Raw genomic sequence first — 13,176 nt, 5'->3', positions numbered from 1 at the left:
GATGTAGTTTTTGAGATTTCTACAATTTTTTGTCCATTTTTTCTTGGAAAGCGAAAAAAGCACGCTTGGATGCAATTTCTTCCGCCTTCTTTTTGGAAGTTGCTCTTGCTTTGGCAATTATTTTGTTATCAATACTTAATTTAACACCAAAATAGCGTTGACCATCATTGCCATTGTCGTCAAAAACGTCATAATGAAAAGGTTTTTTCTCCTTTTGACACCATTCGATGACCAAACTTTTGTAGCTGATGACTTTTCCTTCCAGTTTAGCAATGTCTACATAAGGAACAATAACTCGTTTGTTGATAAATTTTTCGCAATAAGTATAACCTTTATCTAAAAAAATGGCTCCCACTAAGGCTTCAAAAATATTGCCGTGAATGTTTTCTCCAAAATGTTGAGAAGGTACTTTGCTGTCTACTAATTGGATTAGGTTTAAATCTCTTCCAAGTTCATTCAAATGTTCACGACTCACAATTTTAGAACGCATTTTAGTGAGGTACCCTTCGTCTCCGGTTGGGACTTCTTTAAACAAATGTCCGGCTATCACAGCACTTAACATAGCATCTCCCAAAAACTCCATTCGTTCATAATTTATGGGATTTCCTTTAATGTCTAATTTGTTTGAAGACCGATGTGTAAAAGCTTTTTGATAAAATTCTATATTATCGGGCTTGAACCCCAGAATTTTATGAATAGTTTCAAAAAAAATCCCGCCTTCGAGAGGACGGGAGTTTTTGGTAAATATTTTTTTAAAAACGTTCATTGAAAATTAGTCTTCCAATTTTTTAAATAAAACACAAGCGTTGTGGCCACCAAAACCAAAGGTATTACTCATCGCAACTTTGATGTCTCTCTTTTGAGCTTTATTTAAAGTCAGGTTTAACTCCGGGTTAATGTTTTCATCCACCACCGTATGGTTGATGGTTGGTGGAATTATACCATGTTTGATAGCTAAGATGGAAGCAATTGCCTCAATTCCTCCCGCTGCACCCAGCAAATGCCCGGTCATCGATTTGGTAGAATTGATATTGATGTTTTTTGCATGATCGCCAAAAACAGCACTAATTGCTTTTAATTCAGCTACATCACCTAGCGGTGTTGAGGTTCCATGTGTGTTGATGTGATCGATGTCTTCCGGATTCATTTTTGCATCACGTAAACAGTTTTTCATAACGGCAATCACGCCAATTCCTTCCGGATGTGGGGCTGTTAAATGATACGCATCCGATGACATTCCACCACCGCCAATTTCACAATAAATTTTTGCTCCACGAGCTATGGCATGCTCATATTCTTCTAAAACTAATGCACCGGCACCTTCACCCAACACAAATCCGTCGCGGGTTGCGTCAAAAGGTCTTGAGGCTGTTTCAGGACTATCATTTCGGGTTGATAAAGCGTGCATCGAGTTAAATCCGCCCATTCCGGCTATAGTAACTGCTGCTTCAGAACCGCCTGAAATAATTACATCACACAATCCTAATCGAATATAGTTAAAGGCATCAATCAACGCATTTGCAGAAGAAGCACAAGCAGAAACGGTCGTATAATTTGGCCCCATAAATCCATTTTTCATCGAAATATGAGCAGGAGCAATATCTGCAATCATCTTAGGGATAAAAAACGGATTAAATTTTGGTGTTCCGTCTCCTTTAGCATAATACAAAACTTCTTCTTGAAAAGTTTCTAATCCGCCAATTCCTGCTCCCCAAATGACACCGACTCTGTGTTTATCAACGTTGTCTTCAGTAATTCCTGCATCTAAGATAGCTTCGTCACTGGCAACAATGGCATATTGAGCAAATTTATCCATTCTTCGGGCTTCTTTGCGGTCAATAAATTCTTCCACATTGAAATTTTTCACTTCACAGGCAAACTTTGTTTTGTGTTTTTCTGTGTCATAATAGGTTATAGGTGCGGCTCCACTTACACCGTTAATGAGACCATTCCAGTATTCCTGAATATTATTTCCTATGGGCGTCAAAGCACCTAATCCGGTAACAACTACTCGTTTTAACTCCATTTTGTTAAAAATTTATTGGTACGAATATAAACAAAAAAACCCTGAAATTTATTGAATTTTAAAAATCAGGGGTGTTTTTTTGTGTGTGTGTGTGATTGAATGACAATCAATAATTTAAATTTAATAAAATAATAACACCCGCTCGGATTAAACAGAACGGGATGTTTGTAGTTATTATTTTTTAGCTTCTTCGATGTAAGAAATAGCTTGACCTACAGTAGCAATGTTTTCAGCTTGGTCGTCTGGAATTTGAATATCAAATTCTTTCTCGAACTCCATAATTAGCTCAACAGTGTCTAATGAATCAGCTCCTAAATCGTTTGTGAAGCTTGCTTCTGTTACAACTTCGTTTTCGTCAACGCCTAATTTGTCTACGATAATCGCTTTTACTCTTGATGCAATGTCTGACATAATCTTTTAAATTTTAGTTTAATTGTTGGCAAAAATAAAAAACTTTATTTTAATACAACATTTTAGTTAATAAATCTGACTACGAATTTAAAAAATTAATTTGACAATAGAAGCTCAAACCCTATAAATTCTCGTTTCTTTTTTGTTTTTTTGCGTAATAAAAATTACAGGAAACATGAAGAACATCGTGATTTTTGCCTCAGGAACGGGTTCCAATGCTGAAAATATCATTCACTATTTCAAAAATAACAACTCAAAATCGGTAGTCGCTGTTTTTTCAAACAATTCTAATGCCAAAGTTGTTGAGAAAGCAAAAATAGTAGGTGTACAAGTAGTTACATTCAATAAAGAAGAGCTTTCCGGCGAGATAGTACTTTCTAAATTAGTAGCTATTAAACCCGATTTGATTGTGTTAGCCGGTTTTTTACTTAAATTTCCTGAACATATCATCCAAGAATTTCCCAACAAAATTATAAATATTCATCCGGCATTACTACCCAAATATGGAGGAAAAGGGATGTATGGCAATCATGTGCATCAAGCCGTTTTAGAAAATCAAGAAAGCGAAACCGGAATCACAATTCATTTTGTCAATGAGCAGTATGACGAAGGAGGAATTATCTTTCAAAAATCTGTTTCCATCTCCGATTGCTCTTCCATTGAAGAAGTTTCTAAGAAAGTGCATCAATTGGAACAAAAGTATTTCCCAGAAATTATCGACCAGCTTTTAACCCTCAACCCGTAACCCGCAACTTTCAAACCCACATTATTATGTCTCACCAAATCCACATCTACACAGACGGAGCAGCCAAAGGAAATCCGGGGCCCGGTGGTTATGGCGTTGTCATCGAATTAGTGGGTTCTACCTATAAAAAAGAATTTTATGAAGGGTTTCGTTACACCACTAACAACCGAATGGAATTATTGGCTGTGATTGTGGGTTTAGAAAAATTAAAAAACCCTAATACGACTGTTTTAGTGACTTCCGATTCCAAATATGTGGTAGACGCCGTTGAAAAAAGATGGGTTTTTCAATGGGAAAAGAAAGGTTTTGCCGGAAAGAAAAACCCGGATTTATGGTTGCGTTTTCTAAAAATTTACCGCAAACACAAAGTCGATTTCAAATGGGTAAAAGGACATAACAGTCATCCGCAAAACGAACGTTGTGATGAATTGGCGGTGTATGCATCCGGTTTGCCCAATTTATCTATTGATGCGTTTTATGAAAAGGAAGAAGGTAAATTATTTTGAAAAATAACATTCTTAATCCTTAAAATTTGGTTGCTTATTCTAATCGTTTAAACATCTAAAACCATCGGTAATGTTCCAAAGTTAGTGATGAACAAAAAAGTTGAACTTAACCATTTGTAAATCAATTCTTAAATGAAATTTAAACCTAGAAGGTAAGCCTAACCGCTTACCTTTTTTAGATTTGAAAATGCCTTAAATCGAATGTAATGAAGAAAATTGACACCACGTGTATCAAAATTAGTGATACCGGAATTTGTCCTAATTGTAAATCGAAAGAGATTATTAAAAACGGCTTTACAAAAAATCGAAAGCAACAATATTATTGCAAAAGTTGCAACACGAGAAGTATTGATTTTTACACTAACAAGGCTTATTGCAAGAACATAAATTCCTCGCTTATACAACTAACAAAAGAGGGTGTCGGAATTAGAAGCACATCTAGAATTCTAAACATTTCAACTACTACGGTTTTAAAGCGAATTATTTTAATTGCAAAATCAATTAAAACACCTGCAATCGCCTCAGGTCAAATTTATGAAGTAGATGAAATGCGAAGTTTCATAAGTAGGAAGTCTCGCCCTATATGGATTGTGTATGCTTTCCAAAGAAAAACAAAAAATGTTGTCAGTATTGCAGTTGGAAAACGAACATTAAGAACACTTGGTATTGTTGTCAATACATTATTACTTTCTAAAGCCAAACGAATATACACTGATGGTTTAAGACATTATAAATCACTCATAGATAAAACCATTCATTGTGCCACAAGGTTTGGAACAAATCAAATCGAAAGAAACAATCTCACTTTACGCAATAGCCTGAAAAGATTAAACCGTAAAACTATTTGTTATTCTAAAAGCTATTCAGTGCTATTGTGTGTTTTAAAAATTTATTTTTGGGGATAATTTCACCCAAACTTTTACACTTCTACCCATTTAAACTTTTAAACAAAAACCGTATCTTTGCACCTTATTTCAAACCATAATCCATGAACAAACTACTCATCGTAGGAACGGTTGCTTTTGATGCGATTGAAACACCTTTCGGGAAGACCGACAAAATTTTAGGCGGAGCCGCTACTTTTATTGGCTTGTCAGCTTCTTTTTTTAATGTAAAATCGGCGATTGTTTCCGTTGTGGGAGAAGATTTTCCGCAAGAATACTTAGATTTATTATCCGATAGAGACATCGATATTTCCGGAATTGAAATTGTAAAAGGAGGCAAAACGTTCTTCTGGAGCGGTCGCTACCATAATGATTTGAATTCAAGAGATACGTTAGTTACAGAGTTAAATGTGTTGGCCGATTTTCAACCGAAAGTACCTGCTGAATTCAAAGATGCAGATGTAGTAATGTTAGGCAACTTGCACCCAATGGTTCAAATCAGTGTGTTAGACCAAATGACCGCTAAACCAAAGTTAGTTGTATTGGACACCATGAATTTCTGGATGGATTGTGCATTAGCTGAATTACATGAAGTGATGAAACGCGTAGATGTAATTACCATTAACGATGAAGAAGCCCGTCAACTATCCGGTGAATATTCATTGGTGAAAGCAGCTGCCAAAATCCATACGATGGGACCAAAATATGTAGTAATTAAAAAAGGAGAACACGGAGCCTTGTTGTTCCAAGGAAAAGAGATTTTCTTTGCACCGGCTTTGCCATTAGAAGAAGTATTTGATCCAACCGGAGCAGGCGATACGTTTGCAGGTGGATTTTCAGGATTCATTGCTCAAAGCGAAAACATTTCGTTTGGCAACATGAAAAATGCTATCATTTATGGTTCTAACTTAGCTTCTTTTTGTGTAGAAAAATTTGGAACCGAGCGAATGCTTGACCTTGAAAAAGAAGAAGTATATGACCGCTTGAAACAATTTAGAGCGTTAACTCAATTTGACATCGAATTAGAATAAAATAGTGTGCCTCGAAATTTCGAGGCTTTTTTTATTAAAAAACACCGCAAATTCGCAAATTTTTTTGTCAAACAAAAGAGTAATAAAATTCGCGAATCTGCGGTTAAAATAACAACACAACTAAACAACAACAATGAGTGACAACTTAAAACACGAATGCGGAATTGCCTTATTACGATTAAAAAAACCGCTTCAGTATTACAAAGACAAATACGGAACTGCTTTTTACGGGATACAAAAAATGTATCTTTTGATGGAAAAGCAGCACAACCGCGGACAAGACGGTGCCGGTTTTGCCAGTATCAAATTTGATGTAGAACCTGGACAGCGTTACATCAGCCGGGTTCGTTCCAATAAAGCACAGCCGATTCAAGATATTTTTGCTCAAATTAATGAGCGGATTAATGATGATTTAGCCAATAATCCTGAATTTCAAAATGATGTGGATTGGCAGAAAGAAAATATTCCATATATCGGAGAATTATTTTTAGGGCACGTTCGCTATGGCACGTTTGGAAAAAACAGTATCGAAAGTGTTCATCCATTTCTTCGTCAAAATAATTGGATGCACCGAAATCTGATAGTAGCCGGAAATTTCAACATGACCAATGTGAAAGAACTTTTTGACAATTTGGTTGAATTGGGTCAGCACCCAAAAGAATTAGCCGACACCGTTACTGTAATGGAAAAAATCGGTCATTTTTTAGATGATGAAGTAACCGATTTATATCAGGAATGCAAAAACAACGGTTTATCTAAAAGAGAAGCTTCTCCGGTGATTGCCGAAAAATTAGACATTGCTAAAATTTTACGAAAAGCTTCTAAAAATTGGGATGGTGGTTTTGCCATGGCCGGTTTGTTAGGTCACGGAGATGCATTTGTGTTTCGTGATCCTGCCGGAATTCGTCCGGCGTATTTTTACGAAGACGATGAAATCGTGGTGGTTGCATCGGAAAGACCGGTAATTCAAACGGTTTTCAATGTATCTTTCGAAAAAGTGCAAGAATTAGAGCCAGGGAAAGCGTTGATTGTAAAGAAAAACGGAAGCTTTTCGTTAGAACAAATTTTGGAGCCGTTGGAAAAGAAAGCCTGTTCTTTTGAACGCATTTATTTTTCCAGAGGAAGCGACGCCGAAATCTACAGAGAAAGAAAAATGCTTGGAAAATTAATTCTTCCTGCCGTTTTGGATGCTATTGAAAGCGATACTGACAACACTGTTTTTTCATACATTCCAAACACAGCTGAAACTTCTTTTTATGGAATGGTGGAAGCCGCTCAGGATTTTCTGAATCAACGGAAAAACAAATACATTCTTACCAACCGAAAAACGTTAACGAAGGAAAAGTTAGAGGAAATTCTTTCGGTAAAAATCAGAACCGAAAAAGTAGCGATTAAAGATGCGAAATTGCGAACGTTTATTACAGAAGACAGCAGCCGTGATGATTTAGTAGCTCACGTGTATGATGTAACATATGGCGTAATCAAACCGGAAGATAATTTAGTAATCATCGACGATAGTATCGTTCGCGGAACAACATTAAAGAAAAGTATTATTCGTATGATGGATCGATTAAATCCAAAACGAATTGTCATTGTTTCATCGGCTCCACAAATTCGTTATCCGGATTGTTACGGTATCGATATGGCGAAATTAGAAGGATTGGTGGCCTTTAGAGCTGTTTTAGAATTATTAAAAGAAAACAATCAATATCATATTATTGATGAGGTGTATAAAAAGTGCAAGCTTCAAGAGAAATTCAAAGACGGAGAAATTGTAAATTATGTCAAAGAAATTTATGCACCGTTTACCGACCAGCAAGTTTCAGATAAAATTGCCGAAATGTTATGTTCATCGGATACAAAAGCAGAAGTCAAAATTATCTTTCAGTCCGTAGATAATCTGCACATTGCTTGTCCTAAAAATTTAGGCGATTGGTATTTCACCGGAGACTATCCAACACCCGGCGGAAACCGTGTGGTAAACCGTGCTTTCATGAATTTCTACGAAGGAAAAGACGCAAGAGCTTACTAAAGTGAAGTATTTTTTGCCTTTTAACGATTTTTGATGCATTTCATCTAATTTATTTGTTAACAAAAAAGTGTTAATATACATTTGTTTCACCATAGCATTAGTAGGTTAAGTTTATGGTAGATTTGGGGCAAAAAGGGTACGCTATGCGTACCTTTTTTATTTTATAATGGCTAATAATCACTTTTAAAACCCAACCAAAAACCCATATAAACCTATAATGTACCCTTTATTCCCTAATTGTTAAAATTTATTTTATCATACAATAGTTTCTTACTAAAAACCGTTGTACATTTGTACTTACCATAGTACGCACGGTTAAGTTTATGGTAGATTTGGGGCAAAAGGGTGGAAGAAATTCCACCTTTTTATTTTTACATAAAAAAAGCGACACTCGTTAGAATGTCGCTTTTTTTGATTGAATAGAACTTTTTTATTTTTCTATGGCAAATCTTCTTGAAACTTCTTCCCAATTAATTACGTTAAAGAATGCTTCAATGTAGTCCGGTCTTCTATTTTGATAATTTAAATAGTAAGCATGCTCCCAAACATCCATGGCTAAAATAGGTGTTCCGCCACAACCAACACCCGGCATTAAAGGGTTGTCTTGGTTTGGAGTTCCGCAAACTTCTAATTTACCGTCTTTCACACACAAAAAAGCCCAACCTGAACCAAATTGAGTGGCTCCAGCTTTAGAAAACTTAGCTTTAAATTCTGCAAAAGTGCCAAAATCTCTTTCAATGGCTTCGGCTAGTTCTCCTGATGGTTCACCGCCTCCGCTAGGAGACATTACTGTCCAAAACAAATTGTGATTATAAAAACCACCGCCATTGTTACGAACAGCCGCATTGGTTTTGTCTAAATTAATTAAAATATTTTCAATTGTTTTGCCATTCATATCTGTTCCTTCAATAGCCGCATTTAGGTTATTGGTGTAGGCAGCATGGTGTTTTGAATGATGAATTTCCATCGTTCTGGCATCAATATGTGGCTCTAATGCATCGTATGCATAAGGTAATTTTGGTAGTTCAAATGACATAATTATATTTTTTACGTTTAACAATAATGAGCTTCAAATTTAATCATTTAACTTTGGAAAAGGAAATTCTATTTCGTTATTGTTGTATTAATTTAAATTATAGCCTTGAATAGACCCGCTTTTTCAATCTACGATGCCTCTGCCGGTTCAGGTAAAACCTTTACTTTGGTGAAAGAATATTTAAAAATTATTCTATTATCCAAAAAAGAAGATGCCTATAAAAATATATTGGCTATCACATTTACCAACAAGGCTGTAGGTGAAATGAAATCCAGAGTGGTTGAAACCTTGTCGCAATTTGCCGCAGACGAACCAAATGCCAAAGGAATGGCGGTGATGAATGCAATTGTTTTAGAAACCGGATTGTCCGTCCAGGAAATCAAACAAAAATCGAAAGCCATTATTCGAAATATTATTCACAATTATGCTGCTTTTGATATTTCAACAATCGATAAGTTTACGCACAAAGTCATTCGAACGTTTGCACACGATTTGAATTTGCCCTCCACTTTTGAAGTTTCGTTGGAAACCGATAATCTCTTGCAAGAAGCTATCGATGCCATTATTGCTCAAGCAGGTGATGATGAAATGCTCACACGTTTGCTGGTAGATTTCACCTTAGAAAAAACAGACGATGACAAATCGTGGGATGTTACCCGTGACATTAAAGAAATTTCGAAGCTGTTGACCAATGAAAACAATCGAAACGAAATAGTTCACTTTAAAGACAAGCAGATTCAGGAATTTATTGATTTGAAGAAAAATGTGCTTGAAAAAATTAGAACCATTGAAAAAGAGTGTTTGGTAGCAGGACAAAAAGCAGTGCAACTAATTCATTCAAATCAATTGGATGCCAAATCATTTACTAGAGGTGTAGTTTTTAATTATTTTACAAAAACCGCTCAAGGCGAAATTATCAACAATGCTAAAATTGAAGAGTATTTAGCAGATGGAAATCGCTATTCCAAATCCATTCCTCAATCGCAAAAAGATGCGGTTGATTTAATTTCAACGGAATTACTTCAATTTTTCAGTTTGATACATTCTTCCATTAAAGAATATATGTTGTATTTGGCTTTTTTGAAAAACATCACACCCTTATCACTTTTAAATCGAGTAAGTCAGGAATTGGATAAAATTCAAGAAGAGCAAAATATTTTATCGATTTCAGAATTCAATGCCATCATTCACAACGAAATTCAAAACCAACCGGCTCCTTTTATTTATGAACGAATGGGCGAACGGTATAAACATTTTTTTATAGATGAATTTCAGGATACATCGCAAATGCAGTGGGAAAATTTGATTCCGTTGATTGATAATGCTTTGTCCAGCGAAGATTTAAACCAAGAAAGAGGTTCGTTGATGATTGTGGGCGACCCAAAACAGTCGATTTACCGTTGGCGAGGTGGAAAAGCAGAGCAATTTATCGAATTAAGTAAAGCTGAAAACCCTTTTGTGAATCCTGAAAAAGAACTTTTTCATTTAGATACCAACTGGCGAAGTTATAGCCAAATTATCGATTTTAATAATCAGTTTTTTGCCTTTTTGGCCTATAGTTTTGAGCATCCGGATTATAAAGATTTGTATGAAAATCACAGCCGTCAGAAGGAAAACGATAAAAAAGGTGGTTATGTGAAACTGTCTTTCATTCCATCCAAATCAGAATGGGATGATGAGGTTGAAAAAGATGATTTGTATTTAGAAGCCATTCTTCAAACTATCGAAGAATTAAAAGCAAGAGGATTTTCGTATCGTGATATCGTTATTCTAACCCGAAAAAAAGATCCCGGAGTTAAAATTGCTGCTTTTTTAACCGAAAAAAGTATTCCGATTGTTTCGTCTGAATCACTGTTGTTGCAAAATTCATCCGATGTAAATTTGATTATTTCACTGTTGCGATTTTTAAAAAACGGGGCTGATAAAGAATCAAAAGCACATTTTTTATATTATGTTGCCAAAAATCTTCAGCAAGAAATGCCAACCCATGATTTTGTGGGGAAAGGGATGGAATTTGACTTGGAAATTGATTTAGAAAATTGGTTAACTTCGTTAGATTTATCTTTTTCGTTTCAACAAATTAGAAAAAAATCGCTGTATGAAGCGGTTGAAACGATCATCAGAACTTTCATAAAACCCAAAGAATCAAATGCTTATATCCAAGATTTTCTGGATAGGGTTTTGGATAGAGATAGTAAAAACCAAAGCGGAATTTCAGATTTTTTAGAATACTGGGATAATAATAGTGCCAAATTTAGCATTCCATCGCCGGAAGGAAATAATGCCATTCGGATTATGACCATTCACAAATCAAAAGGATTGGAATTTCCGGTCGTTATATTTCCGTTTGCCGAAGAAAGTTATACCAATTCACCCAAAGATAAATTGTGGATTGAACCCGAATCTAATTTAATTGAATTGCCAAAAGTTTTAATTGATAACAATAAAAATGTAGAAGAATTTGGCGAATCGGCAGCAGCGGTGTATCATCAAAAAAAGGAAGAAGAATTGCTGGACAACATCAATATTCTTTATGTAGCATTAACCAGAGCAGAGGAGCAACTTCACATTATTTCGAGTATGAATTTGACTTCCAAAGGAGAAATTGTTTCCAACAACATGTCAACTTTCTTTCTCACTTTTTTACAAGACAATAATTTATTCGATTCGCAAAAGAAAGTCTATGAATGGGGAATTGCTGAAAAAGTTTCAAACGAAAGTAAAAAAGTTCAAGAGTTAATTCCGATTACTTTGGTAGAGAAAAATCTCAATCCAAATTCAATTAAAATTGCTCATCGAGAAAGTTTGATGTGGGGAACTCATCAACAGAAAGCAATTGAATATGGCAATGTGATTCACGAAATATTATCCTATATCCAAACCAAAAATGATACTGATTTGGCAGTTACAAAAGCATTGGAAAATGGAATTATTGCTTTGAGCCAAAAAGAAGCTGTTTCGTCGATTATTACTCAAATTTGTTTTCATCCGGAATTATCCATCTTTTTTGATGAGTCGAATAAAATATTGAATGAACAGATTATTTTACGCAAGGAAGATAACATCGTAAAACCCGATCGGATTGTAATTAATCGTCAAAATCAAGCAATGATTCTCGATTATAAAACAGGAGAACCGCTCGCTAAACATCATAAACAAGTAGAAATATACGAAGTTGCTTTGCAAAATATGGGTTTTAAAGTCGTTAAAAAAGCACTGGTTTATATTGGCGAAACATTGGAAATAGTAACTTTGTAAAAAATAAAACAACATGTACGGTAAAATACAACACCATTTACAAAACGAATTAGACACAATTCAACAAAACGGATTGTTTAAAAAAGAACGCATCATTACTTCGCCCCAAGGAGCGGAAATCACCATTTCAACTGGCGAAAAAGTATTGAATTTTTGTGCGAATAATTATTTAGGACTTTCTTCACATCCTGAGGTGGTTCAAGCAGCTAAAGATGCGTTGGATTCTCATGGTTTCGGAATGTCGTCGGTGCGATTCATTTGCGGAACACAAGATATTCACAAACAATTAGAACAAAAAATAGCAGAATTCTACGGCACAGAAGATACGATTTTATATGCTGCTGCTTTTGATGCTAATGGTGGTGTTTTTGAACCTTTGTTAGGTGAAGAAGATGCCATTATTTCGGATAGTTTAAATCATGCTTCTATTATCGATGGTGTTCGATTGTGTAAAGCGGCTCGTTATCGTTACGAAAACAACAACATGAATGAGTTGGAACAACAATTAATCAAAGCCAATCAAGAAGGAAGACGTTTTAAATTAATTGTAACCGATGGTGTTTTTTCGATGGACGGTTTAGTAGCTCCGTTGGATAAAATTTGTGATTTAGCCGATAAATATGATGCGATGGTGATGGTGGATGAATGTCACGCTGCCGGTTTCATAGGAGCAATAGGAAAAGGTACATTGGAAGCAAAAGGTGTAATGGGTCGTGTGGATATCATCACCGGAACACTCGGAAAAGCCTTAGGCGGAGCCATGGGCGGTTATACCACAGCCAAAAAAGAAATTATTGAACTGTTAAGACAACGTTCCAGACCCTATTTGTTTTCAAATTCCTTAGCACCATCAATCGTTGGAGCTTCTTTAAAGGTTTTTGAATTACTTGAAAAAGATACCACCCTTCGTGATAAATTGGAATGGAATACCAATTATTTCAAAAAAGGAATGAAGGCAGCCGGATTTGATATTGTCGATGGAGACTCTGCTATTGTTCCCGTTATGCTTTATGATGCAAAATTGTCACAACAAATGGCTGAAGAATTGCTAAAAGAAGGCGTTTATGTAATTGGCTTTTTCTTTCCCGTAGTTCCTAAAGATAAAGCAAGAATTCGTGTACAACTTTCTGCAGCTCACAACAAGGAACACCTCGATAAAGCTATTGCAGCGTTCATAAAAGTAGGTAGGTTGTTGAATGTCATCTAGTTTTCTTATTAATATTTTTAACATTAAGTTTTGTAGTTAA

Annotated in this window: 11 protein-coding genes; 7 read left to right on the top strand and 4 right to left on the bottom strand. The window is 35.5% G+C overall.

Going from position 1 to position 13,176, the window contains the following annotated elements; all coding sequences use genetic code 11:
- Positions 1–19: 19 nt before the first annotated feature.
- The 3 genes from rnc to ACIQ0M_RS06570 form a co-directional block, all read right to left on the bottom strand.
- Positions 20–766: a ribonuclease III gene (gene rnc, locus ACIQ0M_RS06580; RefSeq protein ID WP_396150958.1), complete on the bottom strand. Its 747-nt coding sequence runs from the start codon at positions 764–766 to the stop codon at positions 20–22.
- Positions 767–772: 6 nt separating this feature from the next.
- Positions 773–2,026 carry a beta-ketoacyl-ACP synthase II gene (fabF, locus tag ACIQ0M_RS06575; RefSeq protein WP_396150956.1) on the bottom strand — a complete coding sequence of 418 codons (1,254 nt, stop codon included), beginning with the start codon at positions 2,024–2,026 and terminating at the stop codon, positions 773–775.
- A gap of 174 nt (positions 2,027–2,200) precedes the next feature.
- Positions 2,201–2,437, bottom strand: a complete 237-nt coding sequence (locus ACIQ0M_RS06570) for an acyl carrier protein (RefSeq protein WP_007137004.1) — start codon at positions 2,435–2,437, stop codon at positions 2,201–2,203.
- A gap of 175 nt (positions 2,438–2,612) precedes the next feature.
- Here ACIQ0M_RS06570 and ACIQ0M_RS06565 point away from each other — a divergent pair, with 175 nt between their 5' ends.
- The 5 genes from ACIQ0M_RS06565 (at position 2,613) to ACIQ0M_RS06545 (ending at position 7,635) form a co-directional block, all read left to right on the top strand.
- Positions 2,613–3,182 (top strand): phosphoribosylglycinamide formyltransferase, encoded by a 570-nt coding sequence (locus tag ACIQ0M_RS06565; RefSeq protein ID WP_396150954.1) that lies wholly within the window; start codon positions 2,613–2,615, stop codon positions 3,180–3,182.
- 26 nt (positions 3,183–3,208) lie between these two features.
- Complete coding sequence (gene rnhA / locus ACIQ0M_RS06560; RefSeq protein ID WP_396150952.1) at positions 3,209–3,688, top strand: ribonuclease HI; 480 nt, start codon at positions 3,209–3,211, stop codon at positions 3,686–3,688.
- A 206-nt stretch (positions 3,689–3,894) separates the two neighbouring features.
- Positions 3,895–4,593, top strand: coding sequence for an IS1 family transposase (locus ACIQ0M_RS06555; RefSeq protein ID WP_396150950.1), 699 nt, complete (start codon positions 3,895–3,897; stop codon positions 4,591–4,593).
- An 83-nt stretch (positions 4,594–4,676) separates the two neighbouring features.
- Positions 4,677–5,603 (top strand): PfkB family carbohydrate kinase, encoded by a 927-nt coding sequence (locus tag ACIQ0M_RS06550; RefSeq protein ID WP_396150949.1) that lies wholly within the window; start codon positions 4,677–4,679, stop codon positions 5,601–5,603.
- A 133-nt stretch (positions 5,604–5,736) separates the two neighbouring features.
- Positions 5,737–7,635 carry an amidophosphoribosyltransferase gene (locus ACIQ0M_RS06545; protein WP_396150946.1) on the top strand — a complete coding sequence of 633 codons (1,899 nt, stop codon included), beginning with the start codon at positions 5,737–5,739 and terminating at the stop codon, positions 7,633–7,635.
- Between the two features lie 430 nt (positions 7,636–8,065).
- Here the strand turns inward: ACIQ0M_RS06545 and ACIQ0M_RS06540 are convergent, their stop codons facing one another.
- Complete coding sequence (locus ACIQ0M_RS06540) at positions 8,066–8,671, bottom strand: superoxide dismutase (RefSeq protein ID WP_396150944.1); 606 nt, start codon at positions 8,669–8,671, stop codon at positions 8,066–8,068.
- A 105-nt stretch (positions 8,672–8,776) separates the two neighbouring features.
- Here ACIQ0M_RS06540 and ACIQ0M_RS06535 point away from each other — a divergent pair, with 105 nt between their 5' ends.
- Both ACIQ0M_RS06535 and kbl read left to right on the top strand, forming a co-directional pair.
- Positions 8,777–11,929 (top strand): UvrD-helicase domain-containing protein, encoded by a 3,153-nt coding sequence (locus tag ACIQ0M_RS06535; RefSeq protein ID WP_396150942.1) that lies wholly within the window; start codon positions 8,777–8,779, stop codon positions 11,927–11,929.
- A 13-nt stretch (positions 11,930–11,942) separates the two neighbouring features.
- Positions 11,943–13,136 carry a glycine C-acetyltransferase gene (kbl, locus tag ACIQ0M_RS06530; protein ID WP_396150940.1) on the top strand — a complete coding sequence of 398 codons (1,194 nt, stop codon included), beginning with the start codon at positions 11,943–11,945 and terminating at the stop codon, positions 13,134–13,136.
- Positions 13,137–13,176 lie beyond the last annotated feature (40 nt).

The sequence above is a fragment of the Flavobacterium sp. genome (assembly GCF_044339515.1).
Taxonomy (GTDB): domain Bacteria; phylum Bacteroidota; class Bacteroidia; order Flavobacteriales; family Flavobacteriaceae; genus Flavobacterium.
This window is presented reverse-complemented; position numbering and strand designations above follow the sequence as displayed.

What these genes read in the sequence shown, in the direction of transcription:
- rnc (WP_396150958.1), bottom strand. Translation starts at nt 766, where the DNA reads ATGAACGTTTTTAAAAAAATATTTACCAAAAACTCCCGTCCTCTCGAA.
- fabF (WP_396150956.1), bottom strand. Translation starts at nt 2,026, where the DNA reads ATGGAGTTAAAACGAGTAGTTGTTACCGGATTAGGTGCTTTGACGCCC.
- ACIQ0M_RS06570 (WP_007137004.1), bottom strand. Translation starts at nt 2,437, where the DNA reads ATGTCAGACATTGCATCAAGAGTAAAAGCGATTATCGTAGACAAATTA.
- ACIQ0M_RS06565 (WP_396150954.1), top strand. Translation starts at nt 2,613, where the DNA reads ATGAAGAACATCGTGATTTTTGCCTCAGGAACGGGTTCCAATGCTGAA.
- rnhA (WP_396150952.1), top strand. Translation starts at nt 3,209, where the DNA reads ATGTCTCACCAAATCCACATCTACACAGACGGAGCAGCCAAAGGAAAT.
- ACIQ0M_RS06555 (WP_396150950.1), top strand. Translation starts at nt 3,895, where the DNA reads ATGAAGAAAATTGACACCACGTGTATCAAAATTAGTGATACCGGAATT.
- ACIQ0M_RS06550 (WP_396150949.1), top strand. Translation starts at nt 4,677, where the DNA reads ATGAACAAACTACTCATCGTAGGAACGGTTGCTTTTGATGCGATTGAA.
- ACIQ0M_RS06545 (WP_396150946.1), top strand. Translation starts at nt 5,737, where the DNA reads ATGAGTGACAACTTAAAACACGAATGCGGAATTGCCTTATTACGATTA.
- ACIQ0M_RS06540 (WP_396150944.1), bottom strand. Translation starts at nt 8,671, where the DNA reads ATGTCATTTGAACTACCAAAATTACCTTATGCATACGATGCATTAGAG.
- kbl (WP_396150940.1), top strand. Translation starts at nt 11,943, where the DNA reads ATGTACGGTAAAATACAACACCATTTACAAAACGAATTAGACACAATT.